Below are 24,247 nucleotides of genomic sequence, written 5' to 3'. Positions count from 1 at the left end.
TTAATCTTGAAAAATTAAACATTACGCTATGAAAAATCCTATTATTCAAACCTTTCCGTTAAGCTCCCCTTGGCAAACCCTTGACCCTTTTTTGTTCAGTGTGTACCATTTGGACCGTTTTCCAAAAGGGAACGGAGATATGGGGCCAGATAAATCTTTGCTGAAAGGGCGAAATCTAGGTAGTGATTTTAACCCCAATGCCGAATGGCGTATGTACCACGGTCAGACGATTCCTGGGTTCCCTTTCCATCCACACTGCGGTTTTGAAACGATTACCATCGTCAACAAGGGGTTTTGTGACCATTCCGATTCCCTTGGTGCGGCCGGTAGATTTGGCAAGGGCGATGTACAATGGATGACAGCAGGAAGAGGCGTACAACATTCAGAAATGTTTCCATTGTTAAAAGATGATGAGGAAAACACATTGGAACTTTTTCAAATCTGGTTGAACCTTCCCAAAGCCGGAAAGTTTGTGGATCCACACTTTAAAATGCTATGGAATGAGGATATTCCGATTATTGAAGAAGAGAATGCGAAAATCAAAGTGGTAGCAGGTACTTACAAAAATGTGAACCCTATTGACCCTGCTCCGGATTCATGGGCAGCCAATCCCGAAAACAAAGTAGCGGTTTGGAACATTCAAGTGGATGCAGATTCAGAATATACGCTGCCAAAGGCAAATTCTTCTGAAGTAAACCGTGTGCTCTATTTTTATGAAGGTGATGAAATTTATATCGAGGACAAAAAAATCAATCCAAATTTTGGAATTGTTCTGGACCCAACTCAAGATGTCAACATCAAAATAGGTTCTGAAACAGCTCATTTTATGATTCTGCAAGGAAAACCCATCGGTGAACCCGTTGCCAAATACGGTCCTTTTGTAATGAACACGCAAGCCGAAATCCAAAAAGTGATGGAGGAATACCGCCTTACCCAATTTGGTGGATGGCCTTGGCCACACCCAGACAATGTCCATGATAAAAATAGAGGACGTTTTGCGCTTTATCCGGATGGTAAATTGGTCGAAAAGTGATTAGAATTAAACCCTAACAATATTGGCCCCGATGGCACGTAAACGTTCATCAATGTTTTCATAACCACGGTCGATCTGCTCAATATTATGAATGGTGGAAGTCCCTTTGGCGGACAATGCCGCAATCAAAAGGGATACCCCTGCCCTAATATCGGGAGATACCATGGTGGTGGCCTTTAATGTTGATTTAAAGTCATGCCCAATAACTGTGGCCCGGTGTGGGTCGCAAAGAATAATTTTTGCCCCCATATCAATAAGTTTGTCCACAAAGAACAAACGGCTTTCGAACATTTTTTGATGAATGAGCACTTCTCCCCTAGCTTGTGTAGCCACAACCAGAATGATGCTCAACAAATCCGGGGTCAATCCAGGCCATGGCGCATCGGCAATGGTCAGTATAGATCCATCGATAAAATTTTGGATTTCGTAGCCATCTTCGTGCTTCGGGATAAAGATGTCATCATCCCTTCGCTCCACGTTTATTCCCAACTTTCGGAAAACCGTTGGAATCTGACCTAAATCGTCCCAGCTCACATTTTTTATGGTAAGCTCACTTTGCGTCATAGCAGCTAAACCTATCCAGCTACCAATTTCGATCATATCGGGCAACATGGTATGCTCTGTTCCCTTCAAGGAATCCACACCTTCAATAGTCAACAGATTTGAACCAATTCCGGAGATTTTAGCCCCCATGCGGTTCAACATATTGCATAATTGCTGTAAATAAGGCTCGCAAGCGGCATTGTAGATGGTAGTTGTACCTTCGGCCAAAACAGCGGCCATCACAATGTTGGCCGTACCGGTTACCGATGCTTCATCCAAAAGCATGTAGGTACCCTTCAGTTTATCGGCTTCTACCCCGTAGAAATACTCTTCTTTATTGTATCGGAACTTTGCCCCAAGCTTGATAAATCCTTCAAAATGGGTGTCCAGTCTTCTTCTGCCAATTTTATCACCTCCAGGTTTTGGAATGTATCCCTTGCCAAATCTTGCCAATAATGGGCCAACCAGCATAATGGAACCCCGCAGCCCCCTCCCATCTTCTTTGAACTTGGCAGATTGTAAATAATCCAAGTTGACATCGTTTGCCTTGAAGGTATAAGTACCTTTTCCCTTTTTCTGGATTTTTACACCCAAATCTTCAAGAAGGGCAATCAATTTATTGACATCGACAATGTCCGGTATATTGTTTATGGTAATTTTCTCTTCTGAAAGCAACACGGCGCAAAGAATCTGAAGTGCCTCGTTCTTTGCTCCTTGGGGAGTAATTTCACCATGCAATTGGTGTCCACCCTCTATTCGAAATGTACCCATCTATTCCTTTGGAATTTAATATCGTTTTTTGCGACTTCTTTGCCCTTTTTTACCTCTGTTATTGTTGCTACTGGACCTAGTGCTGGGTCTATTTTTAAGGAACTGTCCGCTTTCCGTTAAGCTTTCCTCGCTCTTGGCCAAATCTATTTGTCCATCACTAAGCTCCTTTAGGTGATTAAAGATTACGGAGTCTTCCACGGTATCCTTGTTCCAAACCAAGTAACATTTTTTCATGTGGTTGGCAATGGCATATTCCAAACCGGACCTCATATCCCCTTCTTCCCATTTCACGGCAACATCAATCATTCTTTTGATGTTATTGCCGTAAAAACGGTATTTTGGATGGTTTTGAGGATATTCCAAAGGTTCTGGTCGTTGTTGCAAAACTTCTTTTGAAGTAATCGGGAAAGGCGAATCCACGTCCAATTTAAAATCGGCCATGATAAATAATTGATCCCAAAGTTTGTGCTGAAAATCCGGGACATCCCTTAAGTGGGGCTGCAAATTCCCCATTACACTTATAATGGATTTTGCCACTCTATTACGTTCGTCTCGGTCTTCAATGGAAACAGCGTAATCTACCATTTTCTGAAAATGGCGGCCATACTCGGGTATAAAGAGTTTTGGACGCTCTGTATTGTATTCTAAGTTGTATACTTCGTTCAAATTAATGTATTTAGAAACTTGATTATTGGAAAGTCAATCGTGATAACGACTGCAAATTAAGAAAATTATCGCAAACAATGGGATTACAGGGAAATTACACCTTCCACCACGGAAACTTCTTTGTATTTTTTTATTACCTCGTCGGGATTTTTTAAATGTACCATAATGGAAAGGCTGGTGTATGTACCCTTTTTTGACTTTTTGGATTCAATAACCGCACCGGTGTTATCAAAAATCTTATTTATCTGGGCAATGCGCTTTTCATCCGTAGGTACTATAAATTTATAGAGATAATCGGATGGCCAATTTGTGGTTTCCAATAATTTTTCCCTAAGCTTTGTATAGAACTCCTCCGTACTTTTTTTATCCATGCCACATTTTTCTACAAATATATGGCTTAACCTACAATTTTTTTTCCTTCTGGCGATTTCATTACTTTGCATTATTAATTCAAGGTCTTTGGGCAAGAGCAAAGTAGTTATAACGGGAGCACCCGGAACGGGAAAAACATCCATAGTAAATGGATTGGAAAGCAAGGGTTTTCATTGTTTTCACGAAATTATTCGGGATATGACCTCCAAAGCCAAGCAAGAAGGGCAGTCCGAAGAATATATTTCCAACCCTTTGGTTTTTGTTGACGATGCCATGCAGTTCAACAAAGATTTGCTTCAGGGCAGAACAGCACACTACCAACAATCCTTAAAAATAGATGTTCCCATAAGTTTTTTTGACCGAGGAATCCCAGATGTCTTGGCCTACATGGCCTTTTTTGGTCAAACTTACGATCAAGATTTTATCTCACATTGCGAGAACCATAGATACGATTCTGTTTTTATTGTTCCCCCATGGCAAGAAATATATGTTTCTGACAATGAAAGATTGGAAACCTTTGAGGAAGCTGAAAGTATCCATCATTTCTTGATGAAAACATACACCCAATTTGGCTATAACCCCATCGAAGTGCCAAAAGATGCAGTCCCAAATCGGATTGATTTTATTTTGGAAACACTTAAAAAATTATAGTGCATAAGGACACCACAAGCATTTTAAAACAATTTTGGGGTCATGATGGTTTCAGAGGGTCCCAAAAAGAAATTATAGACAACGTACTTTCTGGCAAAGACGTTTTGGCCTTGATGCCCACAGGTGGTGGTAAATCCATTTGCTACCAAGTTCCGTCTTTGGCCATGGAAGGCATCTGTATTGTGGTTTCACCTTTGGTGGCCCTGATTCAAGATCAAGTGGCGCAACTAAAGAAAAGGGACATTAAAGCTGTTGCCCTAACTGGCGGCATTCCCCCAGATGAGCTAAATGATCTTTTGGATAATTGCCTTTATGGCAACTACAAATTCCTGTACCTATCGCCCGAAAGGTTGCAACAAACCGTTGTACAGGAGCGCATCCCACAAATGAATGTTAACCTTATTGCTATTGATGAGGCCCATTGTATATCGCAATGGGGAAACGATTTTAGACCCGCCTACCTCGAATGTGCCATTTTAAAAGAACTGGTGCCCAATAAACCAATGATCGCCCTAACGGCAACAGCGACCCCACGAGTGGTAAACGACATTGTGGAAAACTTGGAATTGGAAAATGTAGCGATCTTCAAAGATTCTTTCTCCCGCTCCAACATTAATTTTAGGGTAAAGCGTTCCGAAGACAAATTGTATCAGCTTAAAAAATACATGGACAAAATCCCTGGAAGTGCCATTGTCTATGTTCGCTCCAGAAAAATGTCCATTTCCTTGGCCAATTTTTTAGTCAAGAATGGTATTTCTGCTTCATTCTTTCATGGTGGAATTCCAAAATCCGATAAAGAAGAAAAGCTTAACCTTTGGTTAAGCGGCAAAGTTAGGGTGATGGTGGCCACCAACGCTTTTGGAATGGGAGTGGACAAACCGGATGTTCGGTTGGTGGTTCATTATCAAATACCCGACAGTTTGGAAAGTTATTTCCAAGAAGCCGGTAGAGCTGGACGTGACGGGGAGCCATCAACAGCAATCATCATCACTTCCAACGAAGATGAAGATAAGGCCAAACAGCAGTTTCTATCCACCCTGCCCGATGTGGCCTTCGTTAAAAAAGTATATTCCAAACTCAACAACTATTTTCAAATATCGTATGGTGAATTGATAACGGATGCATTGGCCTTCAAATTCAATGAGTTTTGCAAACGGTACGAGTTTAACCCAAATGTGACCTTTAATGCCATCCGCATTTTGGATCAGAATTCCGTGTTATCGCTTGCTGAAAATTTTAAGGAGAAAACCAGCCTTCAGTTTGTAGCCTCCAAATCCGGGATATTTGAATATTTGGACAAAAACAAGAAAACTGCCCCGATAATACAGACCATTTTGCGCACATACGGGGGCATTACAGAATACGAGACCAAAATTAACCTGTACATGTTGTCCAAAAAAACTGGGGCGAGCGAGGAGTACTTAAAAAAAATACTCCAACAACTGGCGGATGATGGCATTGCAGCGTATCAAAACAGTACCAGCGATCTAGAGATTACTTTTCTGGTACCCAGGGAAGATGACCATACCATTAACCTATTTGCCAAAAAAATCAAGGATTTCAATCAAGTGAAGCAGAACAACATGGCGGCCATGCTGGGATATGTTTCCAATAAAAAGGTATGCCGTAGTGTTTACTTACTGAATTATTTTGGAGAAAAGACCACTGAAAAGTGCGGTACATGCGATATTTGCACCAAGAAAGAAAAGATAGCATCTCCCTATGATTTAGAGAAAAGAATCATGGAGCTTTTGGAAATTCGTCCCCACAGTTCCCGACAGTTGGAAAAAGCAATTGGGGCAAACGAAAAAGAACTTTTAAAAACATTGGAAAGACTACTGGAAGATGAGCTGGTCTCCCTAAATTTTAAGAATGAGTACATCAAAAAATAATTCCCTGCGTATCGTATTTATGGGCACCCCGGATTTTGCCGTGGGCACTCTCAAAAAGATTTTGGAAGCCAGCTTCGATGTAGTTGGTGTAATTACCGCACCGGACAGGCCCGCAGGCCGTGGCCGCAAAGTCCAGGAATCTGCCGTAAAGCAATTTGCGGTGCAACACAATCTAAAGGTATTGCAGCCCACCAACTTAAAGGACGAAGCTTTTTTGGATGAGCTCAAAAACCTCGATGCCAATTTGCAAGTGGTCGTGGCCTTTAGGATGTTGCCCAAAATAGTTTGGCAAATGCCCGAGCACGGCACCTTTAACCTTCATGCTTCCCTCCTTCCTCAATATCGCGGCGCAGCACCAATCAATTGGGCAATAATCAACGGAGAAACGGAAACAGGTGTTACTACCTTTTTTATTGATGAAAAAATTGACACGGGAAACATCGTACTTCAAAAAACAGAAAAAATACTGCCTAATGACAGTGCTGGAACCTTGCACGATAGGTTAATGGAGCTCGGTGCCGATTTAGTGGTGGATACCTGCAAGCAGATTGAAGCCGGAACCGTAACAAGACAAGCACAAGATGAAAGCCTGGAACTTAAACCTGCACCAAAAATCCATAAGGATACCTGCCGAATTGATTGGAATGCCCCTATAAAGGATATTTATAATCATATTCGAGGATTGAGTCCCTATCCTGGAGCTTGGACACAATTTGTAAATGATGGAAAGGCCGACCAAATGAAGATTTTTAAAACCAAAATGGAACAGGCCGAACACAATCACGACATTGGAAAACTGTTGGCAGAAAAAAAATCGTTGAAAGTCGCCGTAAAAGAAGGCTATATTTCTTTGTTGGAATTGCAACTTCCGGGAAAGCGAAGAATGCAAATAATGGAGATTTTGAATGGGTTGAATCTTGATAAAGAAGCGCATCTTCGCTAAAGCCTTGCTACAATTGGGCTGGGAAAAGTTGTCATTTTTTTCCGACTTTATCAACAAACGTTTCAAGTTATCAACAAAAACCCCTATTTCCCTTGGTTTTACTTGCGTGACTGGCAAATCCATATAAATTTGTTCAGCATTAAAATTATATTAACAACAATTAATTTAATTCCATTATGAACAAAACAGAATTAATCGATGCTATGGCAGCTGATGCTGGCATCACTAAGGCAGCAGCAAAAAAAGCATTGGAATCTTTCTTGGGAAATGTAGAAGGAACGCTTAAAAAAGGAGACAGAGTTTCCTTGGTAGGTTTTGGTTCTTGGTCAGTTTCCAAAAGAAGCGCTAGAGAAGGTAGAAATCCACAAACTGGAGCTACAATTAAGATTGCCGCTAAGAACGTTGTAAAGTTCAAAGCAGGTGCTGAATTGAGCGGTGCAGTAAACTAATCAATTATTTATTTAATATACGAAAGCACTCCTTTTCGGGGTGCTTTTTTAGTTTATATGCGTTGTGTTTTTTGCATATGTAGAATAATATGTTAAATTTAAGTACAAGAAAAAATGTAAATGGTAAGTCAAAAGCCTAAAAAAGGGAATTTACTTGTTGCAGAACCGTCACTTACGGGTGATATTTCTTTCAATAGGTCGGTAGTACTTATCGCTGAGCACAACAACGAAGGCTCGGTAGGCTTTATTTTGAACAAACCTTTGGACTATACCATTTGCGACCTTATTTCTGATATTACAATCCCTTTTCAAGTATTTAATGGCGGGCCAGTAGAGCAGGACAACCTATACTTTATCCATAAAGTGCCAGAACTTATTGAAAACAGTATTGAGATTTCTGATGGTATTTTTTGGGGCGGTAATTTTGAAATGACCGTAGAACTCATCAATAGTGGAACCATCACCGAACAGGATATCCGATTTTTCTTGGGGTATTCTGGCTGGGGCACCAGTCAATTGGACCAAGAACTTTCTTCCAAATCGTGGGTAGTGCTCCCAAATGAGTACGAAAGCAATATTCTGGAAAAATCTGCCTATGCATTTTGGAAAGAAAAAATGGTAGAATTGGGCGGAGACTATTTGTTGTGGTCCAATGCTCCCGAAAACCCCTCGCTCAACTAAACTATCCTATCCGAGCTTTGGCATTTAACTTTCCTACCAAACTCTTGGCCACTTTGGTATCAAATTTCTTTTTCCTGTATTTGCTGACGGGTTGTATGCCCACAATAGAATTGGTAATAAACAGTTCATCCACTTTTTGAAGTTCGAAAGGGGAAATGGATGCTTCCACCAAATCAAGTTCCTCGGAACCCGCAATAATTTTCATAAGGTTTTTTCGAATAATGCCATCCAAACAACCATCGCTCAAAGGCGGGGTTTTTACCTCATTGCCCTTCACAAAAAAAAGGTTTCCATTTATGGCCTCGACCACCTTTTTGTCGGTATTCACCAATAAACAGTTGGCATACCCATTTTCTTGGGCATAAACTCCCGCCACTACATTCAAAATTTTGTTGGTGGATTTTAGATTGGACAACATGTCCTTGTTTACATAATAATCCTTGAACAATTCAACCTCGTAGTCACCCTCTTCAATAATGTAAAAAGGGGACTCCATAGGGCTTGTCTCAATAAGGTAGGAAACATTGTTGGTGCTTGGGGTGTACAAGCCTCCCTCGTTTCTAAAAACCGTTAAGCGAACACGAACCGAACCATTTTCTTGTCCGTTGGCTTTAATGGTATTTTTAATTTCCTCCTCCAAAAACTCCATGGTAAATTCCATGGGAATTTCCATTCGCAGAATACGCATAGAGGCCATTAACCTAAAGTAATGATCTTCCCAAAAAAAGAGGGTTCCGTTCACATACCGAACCGTTTCAAAAAGGGCGTCGCCATATTTGAGGGCTCTATTATTATGCGTAAAAATTGCCTTGTCTTCCGCTAAAAGTGCTCCGTTACAATTGACCATAAAAAAGTCCCGATTTTTATCGGGACCAAATATACGGTTTAGTTGAGAATCGGACTAGGTAGAGCCAAGAACCTGTTTAAGGTCGGATACTTGGTTTTCCCACAGCATTTTAGATTCATCTACTTCGTCTTCCTCTGCAAAATCTGTTATAAAAAGAGATACATCTTTAGTTATTTCGTCAACTATAATGCGCATTTCAAAATAGGAATCATCTTCACTTTCTTCCCATGCCAATTTTACAAATTCCTCACTCTTACGCTTGAGCATTTTTGCTCTCTCTTCTGCACCATCCCAAATAAATGTGAATATTTCCCCACGGGAATTAACATTGTCGGCATACCATTCAGATAGTCCCGAGGGTGTGGAAATATATTGGTAAAGCAACTGAGGTGAAGCCTGGATCACAAACTCCAGTTCAAATTTAACCTTATCACTCATTGTCGTGTTCTTTAAATCGTTTTTTCAACTTTAGTATAGTTTGGGAAGATATAAAAATAAATGTCAAATAATAAATTAATCCTGAATTTTGATTCAGCGAAAATTTAAACATATATTTGCACCCGCTTAGCAAAACCATGGCGAGGTAGCTCAGCTGGTTAGAGCGTCGGATTCATAACCCGGAGGCCGGGGGTTCAAGTCCCCCTCTCGCTACAAATTTCAAAGTCATTTAACTGTATTTCAGTTGGATGACTTTCTTTTTTTCCAATACTCTTTTTTTCCTAACTTCATGCATTTAAACCAACCTTGTAATGAATTACTTCAAAAAGTTAGGAACGGCCAATCTGTTGATGCTGATTTTATGCGCATTGATCATTTTTGTAGCAGAATACTTGTTCCTTAGTGGAAATCCCGAACATGGCCTATTTGTTGGCCTTTGGGCACCGACCCTTTTAGGGGTCATGATTTACTTAAAGCTTGTGGACAATGACAGCAAATGATATCGTTTTATGGTTTTCCATTGTTGTTATTGTACTCGTTGCCATTTGGGCCATACTTATGATACGGGCTTACAACAAGGCTAGCGATTGAAAATAAAGGTATTGGAGCAACCAGTTTTATTTTATTCAGGACAGTGTAATTGTTCCGATTTCCCTTAATTTAAGCCTACCATGAAAAACACCATCTCCGAGCGCATTGCCGACTTTCTAAAAAACTACCCTCCCTTCAACGCTATGGAGGTGAAGCAGTTGGAACAGTTGTCCATAGAAGTGGTGATTGTCCACAAGGAAACCAATACCTTGGTTTTTTCGCAGAGCGAAAGTCCGCACGCCTATTTTTATGTGGTAAACAAAGGTGCTGTGGCCTTGTCCAAAGCTGGGTCCAGTCAAATTTTGGATATATGTGACGAAGGTGATGTTTTTGGACTTCGCCCCCTTTTGGCCAACGAAAGCTACAAATTGGAGGCAAAAGCTTATGAGGAAACCATTCTCTACGCCATTCCCATCAAGGACTTTAAGCCCTTGGCACTCGAAAACAAGCGTATCGGAAATTTTTTGATCGAAAGCTTTGCTTCCAATACAGGCAACCCCTACTCTATTAAACATCGTGGAAAATTGTATGGTGCCAGTAGCGATTCCAATCAATACTCCAGTGATAAAATATTGGATCTACAGCCCATAAAATATTCCACGGACCTTATCACCTGCAAAAAAGGCACGAAAATAAAGACCATTGCCAACAAAATGACCAAGCACAACGTGAGCAGTATTTTGGTGGAAAAGGATAACCTGCCCGTTGGTATCATAACCGATAAGGACATTCGTAAAAAAGTAGCCACGGGACTCTTTCCCATCACCGCTTCGGCGAAAAAAATCATGTCCTCCCCCATTATCACCTATCCAAAAGGGCTTACATTGGCACAATCGCAAATGGCCATGATGAAGAGCAATATCAGCCACTTGGTGCTTACGGAAGATGGGACTACGGATACAAAATCGGTCGGGATTTTATCCAAACATGATATTATGGTAGCCGTCGGAAACAATCCTGCTGTACTGATGCGAGCCATTAAAAGAGCAACCAGTGCCAAAAGACTTCGGGGTATTCGCCATGGCATCATGAACTTGTTGCAAGGGTATTTGGACCAGAATATCCCTTTGGGATTGGTATCCAAAATCATTTCAGAACTAAATGATGCCTCTACCAAACAGGTCATACAAATCGCATTGTCCAAAATGGAAGAAGAACCTCCTGTAAAATTTACGTGGCTTAGTATGGGCAGTCAAGGACGTGGGGAACAACTTTTGAATACGGACCAAGACAATGCCATTATTTTTGAAGATGTTCCTGAAGAGCAATTGGAAACGACACGAAGCTATTTTTTAAAACTAGGTGAACGCATTTCCAAAGGGTTGAACACCATCGGTTTTGAATATTGCCCAGCGGATATGATGGCTTCGAACCGCTCTTGGTGCCATAGCTTGAGCGAGTGGAAACAAGTAACAGCACATTGGATCCATAATCCTGGACCAGACGAGATACTCTTATCCTCCATCTTTTTTGATTACAATGTAACCTATGGGGAGAAGGCTCTGGCAGATGAGCTTTCCCTAAGTATTTTTGATCAAGCCAACCACTATCCGCAATTTTTCACCCATTTGGCCAGCGGTGCTTTACAAAACCCTTCGCCATCAGGTTTTTTTAGGGATTTTTTGGTGGAACAAGATGGGGAACATAAGGATTTCTTCGATTTAAAGTTACGCGCCCTTATGCCCATTATCGATGCCGCTCGGGTACTTATATTGTCACATTCCATCAAATCCATAAACAATACAGCCGAACGCTACGAAAAACTGGCCGAACTGGAACCGAACAACAAAGAGCTTTACCTAGCTTGTTCCTACGCCAGCAAAGCGTTGCTCAAATTTAGGACAAGACAGGGCTTGCTGCACAACGATTCGGGTCGGTATATCGCGTTGGACAAATTGAACAAGGAGGAGAAAATCAAACTAAAACGAACCTTTAAAACCGTTAAAGAAATCCAATCGTTGATCGAGGTAAGGTTCCAGGTAAAAAATATGTTGCGCTGATGTGGCCCTTTTCTAAAAAGAAACCTTTGGAACTTCCCGATTTTTGGTGGGAGTACGAGGAGCATTTCAAAGAAAAGCTTCCAGATGACATCCATGCAAATACTTTTGTGGTGCTGGATACGGAAACAACAGGCTTTAGCTTGACCAAAGACCGTATGCTTTGCATTGGGGCACTAAAACTATTGGACAACAATATTGTGGTGAAGGATAGTTTTGAAGTGTACATTCAGCAGGACCACTATGATTCGGATAGTGCAGAAATCCATGGAATTCTAAAGAAAAGTAAACGGGATAGCATCTCCGAGCTTGAAGCCTTGAAACAATTTTTGGTGTACGCCAAAAGCCATGTGCTTGTGGGGCACCATGTAATGTTTGATGTGAACATGATCAATGCCGCGTTAAAAAGAAATGGGCTGCCCAAGCTCAAAAACAAAACTTTGGATACCGAATCACTCTACATTAGAACATTGTTGGTATCTACCGTAGTTCAAAAAAAAGAAAGATACTCCTTGGACGATTTGGCCAAAAAGTTCAGTATTTCCCGAAAGGATAGGCATACGGCCTTGGGCGATGCCTTTATCACTGCTATTGCTTTTTTAAGAATCATTGAAAAATTGAAACCCAAAAAAATAAAGGATCTCCTTAAAAAATAAGAAGACCCTTTTTTTTAATAAAGCTGAACTATTTAAAGGCTTTCCTTTATAATGTTCTCTACAACTTCTGGGTTTAACAAGGTTGAAGTGTCTCCCAAATTGCTGGTATCTTTGGAAGCAATCTTTCTAAGGATTCTCCTCATGATCTTACCACTTCGTGTTTTGGGCAATCCTTCTGTAAACTGAATCTTATCCAGTTTGGCGATGGGTCCAATGTGTTCGGTAATCAATTGATTGATTTCTTTTTTCAGGTTATCGCGATTACGCGTTTCTCCTGTTTCCTTTAAAATAATGTATCCGTACAATGCATTTCCTTTAATGTCGTGCGGGAATCCAACAATTGCCGATTCTGCTACGGCCGGGTGCTCGTTAATGGCGTCTTCAATCGGTGCGGTACCCAAATTATGACCAGAGACAATGATGACATCATCTACCCTACCGGTGATTCGGTAGTACCCGACCTCATCCCTCAAAGCTCCATCCCCTGTGAAATATTTTCCTTCAAAAGCAGAGAAATACGTGTCCTTGTACCTTTGGTGGTTGCCCCAAATGGTTCTTGCAATAGCAGGCCATGGGTATTTGATGCACAATCTTCCATCTACTTGGTTGCCTTTGATTTCCTCACCATTTTCATCCATAAGTGCGGGCTGAATTCCCGGCATGGGCAAAGTGGCGTATGTAGGCTTTGTGGGCGTAGAAAATGGTATGGGCGAAATTAAGATGCCCCCTGTTTCTGTTTGCCACCACGTATCCACAATTGGGCATTTTTTATCACCCACATGATCGTTGTACCAGTGCCATGCCTCCTCGTTGATAGGTTCTCCAACGGTTCCCAAAACCTTCAAGCTGGAGAGGTCGTGATTGGTAACAAAGTCCAAGTTTTCTTTGGCCAAGGCCCTAATTGCCGTAGGAGCTGTATAAAACTGGTTTACTTTGTGCTTTTGCACAACATCCCAGAACCTTCCAAAGTCAGGATAAGATGGTACCCCTTCAAACATTACCGTTGTGGCACCGTTCGCCAATGGCCCATACACAATGTAGGAGTGTCCCGTAATCCAACCAATATCTGCAGTACACCAATACACATCTTCTTCGCGGTATTGGAATACGTTTTTAAAGGTATATGCGGTATAAACCATATATCCCCCGGTAGTATGCACCATTCCCTTGGGGCGACCTGTTGAACCCGAGGTATATAAAATGAACAATGGATGTTCGGCGTCCACAATTTCGGGAACACAATCCGAATATGCCTTATCCAAAAGTGGCTGAACCCAGATATCGCGACCTTCTTTCATGCTTACTTCACCACCCGTACGTTTGGTGACCAGTACGGTCCCTACATCCGGACAGTTTTCCAAAGCTTCGTCCACAATGGACTTTAAGTCGATAACCTTGGTTCCTCTAAAAGAACCATCGGAAGTTAGTACCATTTTGGCGCCACAATCATTGATCCTGGTTGCCAATGCCGTTGATGAAAATCCAGCAAATACCACAGAGTGTATGGCCCCTATACGGGCACAAGCTAAAACGGATATGGCCAAATCTGGAATCATTGGCAAATAAATAACTACCCTGTCTCCTTTTTCAACACCCTTTTCCTTTAGCACATTGGCATACTTACAAACGCGTTCGTGAAGTTCGCTGTATGTAATATGTTCTGCTTCTTCATTAGGATCATTGGGTTCAAAAAGTATGGCAGTTTTATCACCTCGGATTCTTAAATGGCGGTCAATACAGTTTTCGGTAATGTTCAACTTAGCACCTTTGAACCAACTAATCTCTGGCTTGGTAAAGTCCCATTCCAAAACTGAATCCCATTTTTTACGCCAGTGAAAGTGTTCTTCGGCTACTTCTTCCCAAAATCCTTCGGGGTTTCTTACGGATTTGCGATAAACTTGAAAATATTCTTCCAAATGTTTGATGTGGTAGTTACTCATTGGGTTTGATAAATTTTTATGCGGCTTAAAAATAGGAAAAAGAGTGCAATTATAGGCCTGAGTCTATATCCAATGTGCCTTTGTGGACATGCATATGACCCAGTCTTAAAATAATTATCATATTGGTTATATTTATGTTTTGAATGAAGCATAACCGAACCATACTTTCATTGTTATTTTTCTCTTGGCTGGCCGTGGCTCAGGCTGAGCAACTACAGGGTGGCAACATTGTTCCATACACGCTCTTTAAAACCAGTCAAGACACCATTTCTATTACAGAAGCAAGTACGCTTTCGTACCAAGATAAATCTTTGGTTACCAAAACACATCCAAATGACATTTATTGGGCCAAGCTGGATTTTTCCCAGTACGATTCACTGTTTTCGAACGAAAATTGGATTTTGCAAGTTGGTTACCTTAACAAAGCAGAGATTTTTTATCGGGAGTCAAATGGCGACATAGCGTCTAAAATAATGGGTGCATTTCAGCTTAATAAGGATTTTACCGGTGAATTTGCTTTTGATAAGGATAACTTGATAGATGGTCGGTTTCTCTACCTTAAATTTTCAATCGTTAGCAAGCGCGTTAGTCTGGCGTACAAAAATATTTTTTTCTATAAAGAAGAGCTACAAGATTACTTAAGGGACAAAATCTTATATACTCAAAAATCGACCGCTACAAAAATATCCCAGTTGTTTTTGGGCAGTGCCTATCTCGTGATTATCATGACCATCATTTTTTATCGTACGCACCAACGGCGCGAGTATATATATTATGCCCTGTACGTGTTCTTTTTAATATTGTATCTCTGCCGAATCTCTTCTGACCTTTACGAGGAACATATTGGCGTATTTTCACTTCTCAATTACACTCTGAACACGGTTCTGGAGATGGCGGCCATCATTTTTTACCTATTATTTACGCGGTATTTTTTAAACACAAAGGAAACGTACCCTATAATCGACAAAATTATTACTGTTTTTACTACGCTTCTACTTTTCTTAATCGTTTTTGATAGCTCTATTTTACTTTTAGAACATTACCAACTGCATTTAATTCTTCTGGATTTTAGAATGATAGCACTCTCTTTAATGGAAATATTCGGAGTGACTTATTTGATTTTACAAAGAAAAAACAAGCTTACTTGGTTTATTATTATAGGATCCCTCTTGTTCAGCATTGGGTCTTTGATGTCTTTTCTTTTATCCAATTTCAATTATTTAAGAATTGCCTCATTGGCCGAAATTTCTGTTTTCTTGCTCGGTTTAGGGTACAAAATCCGAACAGAGCACGAAGAAAAATCACGCATTCAGGAAGTTTCCATTCAAAACTACCGTAAGTTATTGCGTGCACAGATAAACCCGCATTTTATCTTTAATTCTCTCAACTCCATTCAAAACCTAGTGACCACCAATAATAAGGTTTCGGCCATAAAATACCTCAGCAAGTTTAGCAAGCTTTTGCGACAGACGCTGGAAAGCTCCATGGAAAACCGTATTTTGCTTTCTGAGGAGATTCAATTTATAAACCGCTATCTTGAGTTGGAATCCCTAAGGTTCGAAGACTCGTTCCAATACAACATATCTGTGGACGAAGACCTTTCCTACCAAGACATTGAGATTCCTCAATTGATGATCCAGCCATTTGTGGAGAATGCCATCCTTCACGGATTGCTCAACAAAAAAGAGGGAGAAAAAATATTGAACATTTCCTTCGCAAGAAATAATGGTTTCTTGGAGTGTACCATAGACGATAACGGCATAGGTAGAAAAGCATCAAAACAATTCAAAAAAAACAAAACATCACGCGGTATGGAAGTTACCCAGAAACGTATAAACTCCTTATTTGCCGAAACTATTGAGCAAAAACTAATGACAATAACCGATAAGATTGATGCCCAAGGTAAACCAAAAGGAACTACCGTCACTATAAAGGTTCCTATAACCAGCTAATATTAATATGCTCGGGGCTTTTTAGAATTGGTACAATTTCCCATGTTAATGCCCAACAGCATCTCCTGTCCCGCTGGGAACACGAATGTTCTCAACAATTTCTTGTACCTCTTCGGGCGGTTCGGCAGTAAATTGGTTCACCGCAATGGCAACAATAAAGTTGACTAGCATTGCTATAGTTCCAAACCCTTCGGGTGATACACCAAACCACCAGCTTTCTTGTAGGTCGGAGACAGCTTCTTTACCTCCATCAAAAATTCCAAATTTGAATTTCAGCATATAAAAAAGCATCAGGCAAAGTCCTACGACCATCCCCGAGATAGCTCCTTTACTATTCATCTTCTTATAAAAAATCCCAAGAATAATGGCTGGGAAGAATGATGCCGCAGCAAGACCGAAAGCCAGGGCGACCACGGCCGCCACAAAGCCTGGCGGGTTGATACCGAAATACCCCGCAACAACAACGGCAAGGGCTGCGGAAATTCGCGCTGCCCAAAGCTCTCCTTTTTCCGAAAGGTCCGGTTTAAGCACGTTCTTGATCAAATCGTGGGAAACCGAGGAGGAAATCACCAATAACAACCCTGCTGCGGTAGATAAAGCTGCTGCCAGCCCACCAGCAGCAATCAAACCAATGACCCATGCGGGCAGATCTGCAATCTCAGGGTTGGCCAATACCATAATATCCCGATCAACCGTCAATTCGTTTACTTCGGGTGCGGCAACATATTGAATTTTACCATCTCCATTTTTATCCTCGTGGGCTATCAATCCTGTTTTTTCCCATCGGCTAAACCATTCAGGCATATTTGTGTATTCTTTTCCGCTTACCGTTTCAATAAGATTAGTTCTTGCAAAAACTGCCACGGCCGGTGCCGTGGTATACAGAATGGCTATGAACAATAATGCCAATCCTGCCGATTTTCTGGCATCACGTACTCGTTTTACCGTAAAAAAGCGAACAATTACGTGAGGTAATCCTGCGGTACCCACCATTAAGGCAAGGGTAATAGCAAATACATCAATCGTACTTTTAGAGCCATCCGTATAGGCTGCAAAACCGAGTTCTTCGGATAGACCATCCAGTTTATCCAAAAGATAGGTTCCGGAACCATCGGATAAGGTGTCACCAAATCCGAGTTGCGGAATTGGATTGCCTGTCATTTGAATGGAAATAAAGATTGCAGGCACCATAAAGGCAAATATCAGAACGCAATATTGTGCCACTTGGGTATAGGTGATTCCTTTCATTCCTCCGAGAACGGCATAAAATAAAACTATCACCATACCGATAACAACACCTGTATTGATATCAACTTCCAAGTATCGTGAAAACACAATGCCAACACCGCGCATTTGTCCTGCCACATAGGTAAAGGAAACAATTAGGGCACAAAAAACCGCTACAACACGGGCTGTTTTGGAATAGTAACGCTCTCCTATAAAATCGGGCACGGTAAATTTTCCAAACTTTCGAAGATAAGGTGCCAACAACAAGGCCAAAAGTACATAGCCACCTGTCCACCCCATCAAATATACAGCGCCATCGTAACCAGCAAAGGAGATAATCCCAGCCATCGAAATAAAGGAAGCCGCTGACATCCAATCCGCTGCCGTTGCCATACCGTTGGCCAATGGGGAAACCCCTCCACCAGCTACGTAAAATTCTTTTGTTGAACCAGCTCTAGACCAGATGGCAATTCCTATATAAAGTCCAAAGGATAGCGCGACCAAGACATAGGTCCATATTTGTACATCATTCATAAGTTTTGGGCATTTGGTTGGTTAATCTTCGTTGTAGCCGTATTTCTTGTCCAATTTGTTCATTAGGCGTACATACACAAAAATGAGGATGACAAACACATAGATAGATCCTTGTTGTGCGAACCAAAACCCAAGTTTAAATCCGCCCATACGAATGTTGTTCAAAGCATCTTTGAAGAGAATACCTGCTCCATAGGAGACCAAGAACCAAATACTCAACAATATGACTAGGTACTTTAAGTTTTCTCTCCAATAGGCCGTAGCCTTTTTTTGTTTTTCAGACATGATTTGGTGGTTTGTTTAGTTAATTCGTTTGTGCCAGGTCAATATATCAATTTAGTTTTAAGATTTATTACTATTGAGGCAATAAAAAAAGGGAATTCACAGAATTCCCTATAATTTATTAGTTAGGTAACAAGTAAGTGATGACTATTTTGCCAAGTACGCTGTTACATTGGATAAAATTCTTTCCTGTAGATCAGAGATATCACTTTTTACAAATTTTTCTCCAGTGATATTCTCATAAAGTTCGATATATCTGTTCGAAACCGATTCAATATACTCGTCTGACATTTCGGGAACCGATTGCCCCTCAAGCCCTTGGAATCCATTGGAAATCAACCATTGTCTAACAAATTCTTTAGACAACTGTTTTTGAGGCTCCCCTTTTTCTTGACGCTCTTCGTATCCATCGGCATAAAAATAGCGTGATGAATCAGGAGTGTGAATCTCATCGATCAATACAATTTCCCCGTCTTTGGTCTTACCGAATTCGTATTTCGTATCTACCAAAATAAGACCTCGTTTGGCCGCGATTTCGGTTCCTCTTTGAAATAGGGCTCGGGTATACTTTTCCAAGACTTCGTAATCTTCTTTGGATACAATACCCCGTTTTAAAATATCTTCTTTGGAAATATCCTCGTCGTGGTCTCCTTTTTCCGCTTTGGTGGCAGGTGTAATGATGGGTTCTGGGAATTTATCGTTCTCCTTCATCCCTTCGGGCATTGGTACACCGCAAAGCAATCTTTTGCCTGCTTTGTACTCGCGTGCAGCATGGCCGGACATATAACCCCTAATTACCATTTCCACTTTAAAAGGCTCACAGGCCTTGCCCACAGCCACATTGGGGTCGGGAGTGGCCATCAACCAATTGGGAACAATATCTTCGGTATCCTTCATCATTTTGGTGGCTATTTGATTTAGAATCTGACCTTTGTACGGAATTCCTTTGGGCATTACCACATCAAAAGCGGAGAGGCGATCTGTGGCCACCATCACCAAAACATCATTTTCTAAGGTATAGACCTCCCTTACTTTTCCTTTATAAACTGATTTTTGCCCAGGAAAGTTAAAATCCGTGGACATAAGCGTATTCATTCCCATAATTTTCTCTAGAATTGATTCTGGTGCTCTATATTTTTATAGGCATCAATCACCTTTTTCACCAATTTGTGTCGGATCACATCTTTATCATCCAAATAGATAATGCTGATGCCATCCACATTCTTCAAAATAAGTAAAGCTTCCTTTAGACCTGAAATCACCCTACGTGGCAAATCAATCTGGCCCGGGTCACCCGTCAACAAAAACTTGGCGTTCTTTCCCATACGGGTCAAGAACATTTTCATTTGGGCGTGGGTAGTGTTCTGGGCCTCGTCCAAAATCACAAAGGCGTTGTCCAAGGTTCGACCACGCATAAATGCCATTGGTGCAATTTGAATGGTGCCGTCCTCAATATATTTTTCGAGTTTTTCCGAAGGAATCATATCCCGAAGAGCATCGTACAAAGGCTGCATGTAAGGATCGAGCTTTTCTTTAAGGTCACCTGGCAAAAAACCAAGGTTCTCCCCTGCTTCCACAGCCGGACGCGTAAGGATTATACGCCTTACTTGTTTTTCTTTCAGGGCTTTTACGGCCAAAGCTACACCAGTATAGGTCTTACCGGTACCTGCAGGGCCAATGGCAAAAACCATATCGTCTTTTTTACAGGCATCCACCATGCGTCTTTGATTAGCGGTCTGGGCTTTGATCAATCTGCCGCTAACCCCGTGCACCAAAACATCGCCACTGCTTTTTGATGATGTATATTCTTCTTTGCTGGTACTGGTAAGTACACGCTCGATCATATTTTCATCAAGTTTGTTGTACTTAGCAAACTGACCAGTGAGTTCGTCAAAGCGTTTGTCGAACTCCTCTAAAAGTTCTTCGTCTCCAAATACTTTGATCTTGTTGCCCCTCGCTACAATCTTTAGCTTAGGAAAGTATTTTTTAAGCAACTCAATATTCGAGTTTTGCTGTCCAAAAAATTCTTGGGGGCTGATTTCCGTAAGTTCTATTACAAGTTCGTTCAAAAATTGTGAGGTGTTACAGTTGTTTTTGAAGAATTTTATTCTTTCTTTTTTGACTAATTTTACAAACAAACTTAACTAAAAATCAATTTGGACGCGGAAAAACATATCAACAGTATTGTATGCCGATCATAACCTTAACTACCGATTTTGGATACAAGGACCACTTTGTGGGTGCTGTAAAAGGGGCAATACTGAGCAATCTCCCCGATAGTAACGTTGTTGATATTTCGCATGCCGTTAGTCCTTTCAATATTCAGGAATGCGCCTATATCCTTAGGAATGCCTACCGTTCGTTCCCAAAGGGAACGGTCCATATTGTTGGGGTCGATTCGGAATTGTCCCCTGAAAACGAACATATTGTTGTGCAAGTGGATGGACACTATTTTGTGAGTGCCAACAGCGGGGTCATTTCCTTGATAACTTCCGAGGTGCAACCTGAAAAAGTCGTGGAAATCAACCTGCCCAATGCAGAGGCCGGTGCCTTTCCAGTGCTCAATATTTTTGTTCAAGTAGCCTGCCATATTGCGCGTGGCGGTAAGTTGGAGGTAATTGGCAAACCTTTGGAGCGTTTGAAGGAGTTACGTGATTTTGAACCACGCATCACCAACGAGGGCAAAACCATTACAGGTAACGTTATATATATTGATAACTATGGAAACGTGGTCACAAACATTCAGAAAAGCCTGTTCGAAGCATACCGCAGCGGGCGTGATTTTGAAATCATTGCACGGACCACCAAAATACGGCAGGTACACCAGAGCTATAACGGCATCATAAATTATGATTTGGAACGGAACCAACGAAAAGGGCCTGGTGATGCCTTGGCCCTGTTCAATTCGGCAGGATACATAGAACTTGCTATTTATAAAAGTGACCTGAACTCCGTTGGGGGCGCCTCTTCTCTCTTGGGGCTGAATTATAGGGACACAGTAACCATAAATTTCCTATAAATGTTGATACGCATTGTAAAACTGACTTTTAAACCCGAAAATATTGCTAGTTTTGAGCGAATCTTTGAAGAAAGCAAAAACGGTATTTTGGCTTTTGAAGGTTGTAATATGGTAGAATTGTATCAAGACATTACAAATTCAAATATATTTTTCACCTATAGTTATTGGGATACGGAATCACACCTGAACAGTTATAGGAATTCCGATTTCTTTAAAGAGGTTTGGGGCAACACTAAAAAATTGTTCGCCGATAAGCCTGAAGCTTGGAGTGTTCATAAAATTCAATCAACAAACCCATCTTAATGTTCGCAATTTTTAAGAGAGAGGTACGGTCTTTTTTTACATCGCCCATCGGTTACTTGATCGTAGGTTCGTTTTTACTGCTCAATGGACTTTTTCTGTGGGTCTTCAAGGGCGATTACAACATTTTTGACTACGGTTTTGCCGATTTGAGCAACTTCTTTTTGCTGGCCCCTTGGATTTTTATTTTTTTGGTGCCCGCCATCACAATGAAAAGTTTTTCCGAAGAACGAAAAATGGGCACACTGGAATTGCTGTTGATAAAACCTATCTCCATCTGGAAATTGGTACTAGGCAAGTTTTGGGGCGCCTTTCTTTTGTGCGTTATCGCAGTAATCCCGACCATAATATATGTTTTTGCCATATCGGGACTGGGAATGATAGAAGGAAATTACGACCTCGGCGTCGTACTGGGTTCGTATTTTGGATTATTGTTTTTGATGGCCTGTTATACGTCCATCGGGATATTTGCTTCTACGCTATCGGATAATCAAATTATCGCCTTTTTGGTGGGGATTTTGGTCTGCTTTCTGATTTTTAACGGGTTTGATGCTGCATCTTCACTTTTTACGAATGGAGAAACGCAACAAACCATACAATCACTCGGGGCAAAAGCACATTTTGATAGTATTGCAAGAGGTGTGATAGACACCCGAGATTTGGTCTACTTCATCTCATTGACCTTATTGTTTTTGTATCTCACTTTTCAACGTTTAAAACAATTGCCAAGGTAATGGGGAAGTTTTTTATATCCATCGTAAAAGTGATTGTAGCCGTGGTGGCCATCAACCTATTGGCCAGTTTTGTCTATACCCGTTTCGACCTTACCGAGGATAAGCGCTATACGCTTTCGGAGCCTGCCGTAGCAGTGGCCCAAAATTTTGAAACGCCCGTAATTGTGGATGTATTACTGGATGGAAACATTCCTGCAGAGTTCTCCAAATTGAAAGCTGAAACCATTCAATTGTTGGAATCATTTGGGTCCAAGAACAGCAATATCAAATATAATTTGGTGGACCCCATGGAGGATAGCGAAAATCCACAGGAAACGGTCGCCCAATTACAAAGCTTGGGATTACAGCCCGCCAATGTTACCGTTGAGGAGAACGGAAAGGTATCCAATGAGCTGGTTTTTCCTTGGGCCATGGTCAATTACAACGACCAGACGGTAAAAGTGCCTTTACTGAAGAATAAATTAGGCTCCACGGCCGAGGATCGCATCAACAATTCGGTACAACAATTGGAATATGCCTTTGCCGATGCATTCACCAAACTTAGCATTAAAGAAAAAAAGAGCATAGCCGTTATCAAGGGAAATGGCGAACTGGATGATATTTTTATTGCCGATTACCTTACAACCATTCGCGATTATTACAACATAGGTGCCATAACGTTGGATTCGGTGGCTTCCAATCCACAAAACGTTTTGGACCAGCTAAAAAACTTTGACCTCGCCCTTATCGCCAAACCTACAGAGGCGTTTACCGACCAAGAGAAATACGTGATGGACCAATATATGGTTCAAGGAGGCAAATCCATTTGGATGCTAGATCAGGTAAATATGGAAATGGATAGCATTTATGCAGGTGGCGGAGAGGCCATTGCCGTTCCCAGAGACCTTAATTTGAAAGATTTGCTCTTTAAATATGGAGTGCGCATCAATCCAGTTTTGGTCAACGACCTGTATTTTACCCAAATAGTTTTGGCCACGGGAGAAGGAAACGATTCGCAGTACAATCCCTTGCCTTGGTTTTATTACCCAATGGTTTTTTCGCAGAACAATCATCCTATCAATACTAATATTGAAGCGGTACGTTTTCAGTTTACCAGTCCAATGGACGTATTGGAAAACGATTATCAAAAAACCATCTTGTTGCAGAGTTCGCCACTTTCCAAAACGGATGGAATCCCGAGAGTAGTGAGTTTGGATATGATCAACCAACAGCCCGATCAAGCAACGTATAACAACGGTAATTTGCCATTAGCCGTCCTGATCGAGGGCAGTTTCACCTCTATGTACAAAAACAGGATAAAACCTTTAAAGCTACAAAACACGATGGAAGAAGGTCCCGAAAATAAAATGATCGTGATTTCGGATGGGGACGTCATCAAAAACCAACTACGCAACGGCAGACCCTTGGAATTGGGCTACGATAAATGGACCAACAGCTTTTATGGCAACAAGGAATTCTTGGTGAACAGCACAAATTACCTGTTAGACAATAGTGGGCTTATTAACATTCGGAACAAGAAAGTATCCATCCCGCTCTTGGATGTCAAAAAAATTGCAGAACAAAAAAACAAGTGGCAGCTTGTAAACATTGGATTACCAGTCGTTTTAACCTTGTTGTTCGGCCTGTTTTTCAGCTACTACAGAAAGCGTAAGTTTACCGTCTAACTGTTGATAAATTTGTTTCTCTGCTAAATCCATTTGGGATATATTTGTTTTTATTGATTTTATAC

At 41.1% G+C, this 24,247-nt stretch carries 24 protein-coding genes and 1 tRNA gene; 15 read left to right on the top strand and 10 right to left on the bottom strand.

What is annotated here, in order from left to right; all coding sequences use genetic code 11:
- The first annotated feature begins 28 nt into the window (after positions 1 to 28).
- The gene (locus GO009_RS11225; RefSeq protein ID WP_163626295.1) at positions 29 to 1,033 is read left to right on the top strand and encodes a pirin family protein; all 1,005 of its coding nucleotides are present in this window, start codon (positions 29 to 31) and stop codon (positions 1,031 to 1,033) included.
- 6 nt (positions 1,034 to 1,039) lie between these two features.
- On the opposite strand, the gene murA is transcribed toward GO009_RS11225, so the two are convergent.
- The 3 genes from murA to GO009_RS11210 form a co-directional block, all read right to left on the bottom strand.
- A complete protein-coding gene (gene murA, locus GO009_RS11220) occupies positions 1,040 to 2,347 on the bottom strand; it encodes a UDP-N-acetylglucosamine 1-carboxyvinyltransferase (protein ID WP_163626294.1) in 1,308 nt (435 codons plus the stop codon).
- 15 nt (positions 2,348 to 2,362) lie between these two features.
- Positions 2,363 to 3,013, bottom strand: a complete 651-nt coding sequence (locus tag GO009_RS11215) for a DUF4290 domain-containing protein (protein WP_163626293.1) — start codon at positions 3,011 to 3,013, stop codon at positions 2,363 to 2,365.
- 83 nt (positions 3,014 to 3,096) lie between these two features.
- The gene (locus GO009_RS11210) at positions 3,097 to 3,384 is read right to left on the bottom strand and encodes a DUF493 family protein (protein ID WP_163626292.1); all 288 of its coding nucleotides are present in this window, start codon (positions 3,382 to 3,384) and stop codon (positions 3,097 to 3,099) included.
- Between the two features lie 88 nt (positions 3,385 to 3,472).
- Here GO009_RS11210 and GO009_RS11205 point away from each other — a divergent pair, with 88 nt between their 5' ends.
- From GO009_RS11205 to GO009_RS11185, 5 genes are all read left to right on the top strand, one after another.
- Entirely contained in the window at positions 3,473 to 4,036 is a 564-nt protein-coding gene (locus GO009_RS11205; protein WP_163626291.1) for an AAA family ATPase, read from the top strand.
- Positions 4,036 to 5,928 carry an ATP-dependent DNA helicase RecQ gene (locus tag GO009_RS17915; RefSeq protein ID WP_163626290.1) on the top strand — a complete coding sequence of 631 codons (1,893 nt, stop codon included), beginning with the start codon at positions 4,036 to 4,038 and terminating at the stop codon, positions 5,926 to 5,928. Before GO009_RS11205 ends, GO009_RS17915 begins: the two co-directional genes overlap by 1 nt.
- Positions 5,909 to 6,871 carry a methionyl-tRNA formyltransferase gene (gene fmt, locus GO009_RS11195; RefSeq protein ID WP_163626289.1) on the top strand — a complete coding sequence of 321 codons (963 nt, stop codon included), beginning with the start codon at positions 5,909 to 5,911 and terminating at the stop codon, positions 6,869 to 6,871. Before GO009_RS17915 ends, fmt begins: the two co-directional genes overlap by 20 nt.
- A 176-nt stretch (positions 6,872 to 7,047) precedes the next feature.
- Positions 7,048 to 7,320, top strand: coding sequence for an HU family DNA-binding protein (locus GO009_RS11190; RefSeq protein ID WP_014034238.1), 273 nt, complete (start codon positions 7,048 to 7,050; stop codon positions 7,318 to 7,320).
- Between the two features lie 120 nt (positions 7,321 to 7,440).
- Positions 7,441 to 8,001 (top strand): YqgE/AlgH family protein, encoded by a 561-nt coding sequence (locus tag GO009_RS11185; RefSeq protein WP_014034237.1) that lies wholly within the window; start codon positions 7,441 to 7,443, stop codon positions 7,999 to 8,001.
- Position 8,002: 1 nt separating this feature from the next.
- Here the strand turns inward: GO009_RS11185 and GO009_RS11180 are convergent, their stop codons facing one another.
- The gene (locus GO009_RS11180) at positions 8,003 to 8,848 is read right to left on the bottom strand and encodes an aminotransferase class IV (protein WP_163626288.1); all 846 of its coding nucleotides are present in this window, start codon (positions 8,846 to 8,848) and stop codon (positions 8,003 to 8,005) included.
- A 54-nt stretch (positions 8,849 to 8,902) separates the two neighbouring features.
- On the bottom strand, positions 8,903 to 9,286 hold the full coding sequence (locus GO009_RS11175; RefSeq protein ID WP_163626287.1) for an START-like domain-containing protein: 384 nt from the start codon (positions 9,284 to 9,286) through the stop codon (positions 8,903 to 8,905).
- Positions 9,287 to 9,425: 139 nt separating this feature from the next.
- Between GO009_RS11175 and GO009_RS11170 the strand changes: the two genes are divergently transcribed.
- The 4 genes from GO009_RS11170 to GO009_RS11155 all read left to right on the top strand — a co-directional run bounded on the left by GO009_RS11170 (position 9,426) and on the right by GO009_RS11155 (position 12,530).
- Positions 9,426 to 9,499: transfer RNA gene (locus GO009_RS11170), tRNA-Met, on the top strand.
- A 98-nt stretch (positions 9,500 to 9,597) separates the two neighbouring features.
- Positions 9,598 to 9,786 carry a hypothetical protein gene (locus GO009_RS11165; protein ID WP_163626286.1) on the top strand — a complete coding sequence of 63 codons (189 nt, stop codon included), beginning with the start codon at positions 9,598 to 9,600 and terminating at the stop codon, positions 9,784 to 9,786.
- A gap of 171 nt (positions 9,787 to 9,957) precedes the next feature.
- Complete coding sequence (locus tag GO009_RS11160; RefSeq protein ID WP_163626285.1) at positions 9,958 to 11,877, top strand: DUF294 nucleotidyltransferase-like domain-containing protein; 1,920 nt, start codon at positions 9,958 to 9,960, stop codon at positions 11,875 to 11,877.
- Positions 11,877 to 12,530: a PolC-type DNA polymerase III gene (locus GO009_RS11155; protein WP_163626284.1), complete on the top strand. Its 654-nt coding sequence runs from the start codon at positions 11,877 to 11,879 to the stop codon at positions 12,528 to 12,530. Before GO009_RS11160 ends, GO009_RS11155 begins: the two co-directional genes overlap by 1 nt.
- Positions 12,531 to 12,562: 32 nt before the next feature.
- Here the strand turns inward: GO009_RS11155 and acs are convergent, their stop codons facing one another.
- Entirely contained in the window at positions 12,563 to 14,470 is a 1,908-nt protein-coding gene (gene acs, locus GO009_RS11150; RefSeq protein ID WP_163626283.1) for an acetate--CoA ligase, read from the bottom strand.
- A gap of 143 nt (positions 14,471 to 14,613) precedes the next feature.
- On the opposite strand from acs, the gene GO009_RS11145 reads away from it, so the two are divergent.
- Entirely contained in the window at positions 14,614 to 16,422 is a 1,809-nt protein-coding gene (locus tag GO009_RS11145; RefSeq protein WP_163626282.1) for a sensor histidine kinase, read from the top strand.
- A 45-nt stretch (positions 16,423 to 16,467) separates the two neighbouring features.
- Here the strand turns inward: GO009_RS11145 and GO009_RS11140 are convergent, their stop codons facing one another.
- The 4 genes from GO009_RS11140 to GO009_RS11125 form a co-directional block, all read right to left on the bottom strand.
- A complete protein-coding gene (locus tag GO009_RS11140; RefSeq protein ID WP_163626281.1) occupies positions 16,468 to 18,183 on the bottom strand; it encodes a sodium:solute symporter family protein in 1,716 nt (571 codons plus the stop codon).
- Between the two features lie 21 nt (positions 18,184 to 18,204).
- Positions 18,205 to 18,468, bottom strand: coding sequence for a DUF4212 domain-containing protein (locus GO009_RS11135; protein ID WP_163626280.1), 264 nt, complete (start codon positions 18,466 to 18,468; stop codon positions 18,205 to 18,207).
- Between the two features lie 144 nt (positions 18,469 to 18,612).
- Positions 18,613 to 19,560 carry a phosphoribosylaminoimidazolesuccinocarboxamide synthase gene (locus tag GO009_RS11130; RefSeq protein WP_163626279.1) on the bottom strand — a complete coding sequence of 316 codons (948 nt, stop codon included), beginning with the start codon at positions 19,558 to 19,560 and terminating at the stop codon, positions 18,613 to 18,615.
- A gap of 14 nt (positions 19,561 to 19,574) precedes the next feature.
- Positions 19,575 to 20,534 carry a PhoH family protein gene (locus tag GO009_RS11125; protein ID WP_163626278.1) on the bottom strand — a complete coding sequence of 320 codons (960 nt, stop codon included), beginning with the start codon at positions 20,532 to 20,534 and terminating at the stop codon, positions 19,575 to 19,577.
- A gap of 119 nt (positions 20,535 to 20,653) precedes the next feature.
- On the opposite strand from GO009_RS11125, the gene GO009_RS11120 reads away from it, so the two are divergent.
- Genes GO009_RS11120 through gldG form a run of 4 tightly spaced genes read left to right on the top strand, consistent with a single transcriptional unit; the run spans position 20,654 to position 24,182 of the window.
- On the top strand, positions 20,654 to 21,484 hold the full coding sequence (locus GO009_RS11120) for an S-adenosyl-l-methionine hydroxide adenosyltransferase family protein (RefSeq protein WP_163626277.1): 831 nt from the start codon (positions 20,654 to 20,656) through the stop codon (positions 21,482 to 21,484).
- Positions 21,485 to 21,787 carry an antibiotic biosynthesis monooxygenase family protein gene (locus GO009_RS11115; RefSeq protein WP_163626276.1) on the top strand — a complete coding sequence of 101 codons (303 nt, stop codon included), beginning with the start codon at positions 21,485 to 21,487 and terminating at the stop codon, positions 21,785 to 21,787.
- Complete coding sequence (gldF, locus tag GO009_RS11110; RefSeq protein WP_163626275.1) at positions 21,787 to 22,518, top strand: gliding motility-associated ABC transporter permease subunit GldF; 732 nt, start codon at positions 21,787 to 21,789, stop codon at positions 22,516 to 22,518. Before GO009_RS11115 ends, gldF begins: the two co-directional genes overlap by 1 nt.
- On the top strand, positions 22,518 to 24,182 hold the full coding sequence (gene gldG / locus GO009_RS11105) for a gliding motility-associated ABC transporter substrate-binding protein GldG (protein WP_163626274.1): 1,665 nt from the start codon (positions 22,518 to 22,520) through the stop codon (positions 24,180 to 24,182). Before gldF ends, gldG begins: the two co-directional genes overlap by 1 nt.
- The last annotated feature ends 65 nt before the right edge of the window (positions 24,183 to 24,247 follow it).

The sequence above is a fragment of the Allomuricauda sp. TY007 genome, from assembly GCF_010468565.1.
In the GTDB taxonomy this organism is placed as follows: domain Bacteria; phylum Bacteroidota; class Bacteroidia; order Flavobacteriales; family Flavobacteriaceae; genus Flagellimonas.
Note: the sequence above shows the minus strand (reverse complement) of the source record. Positions and strands in the feature narration are given on the sequence as shown.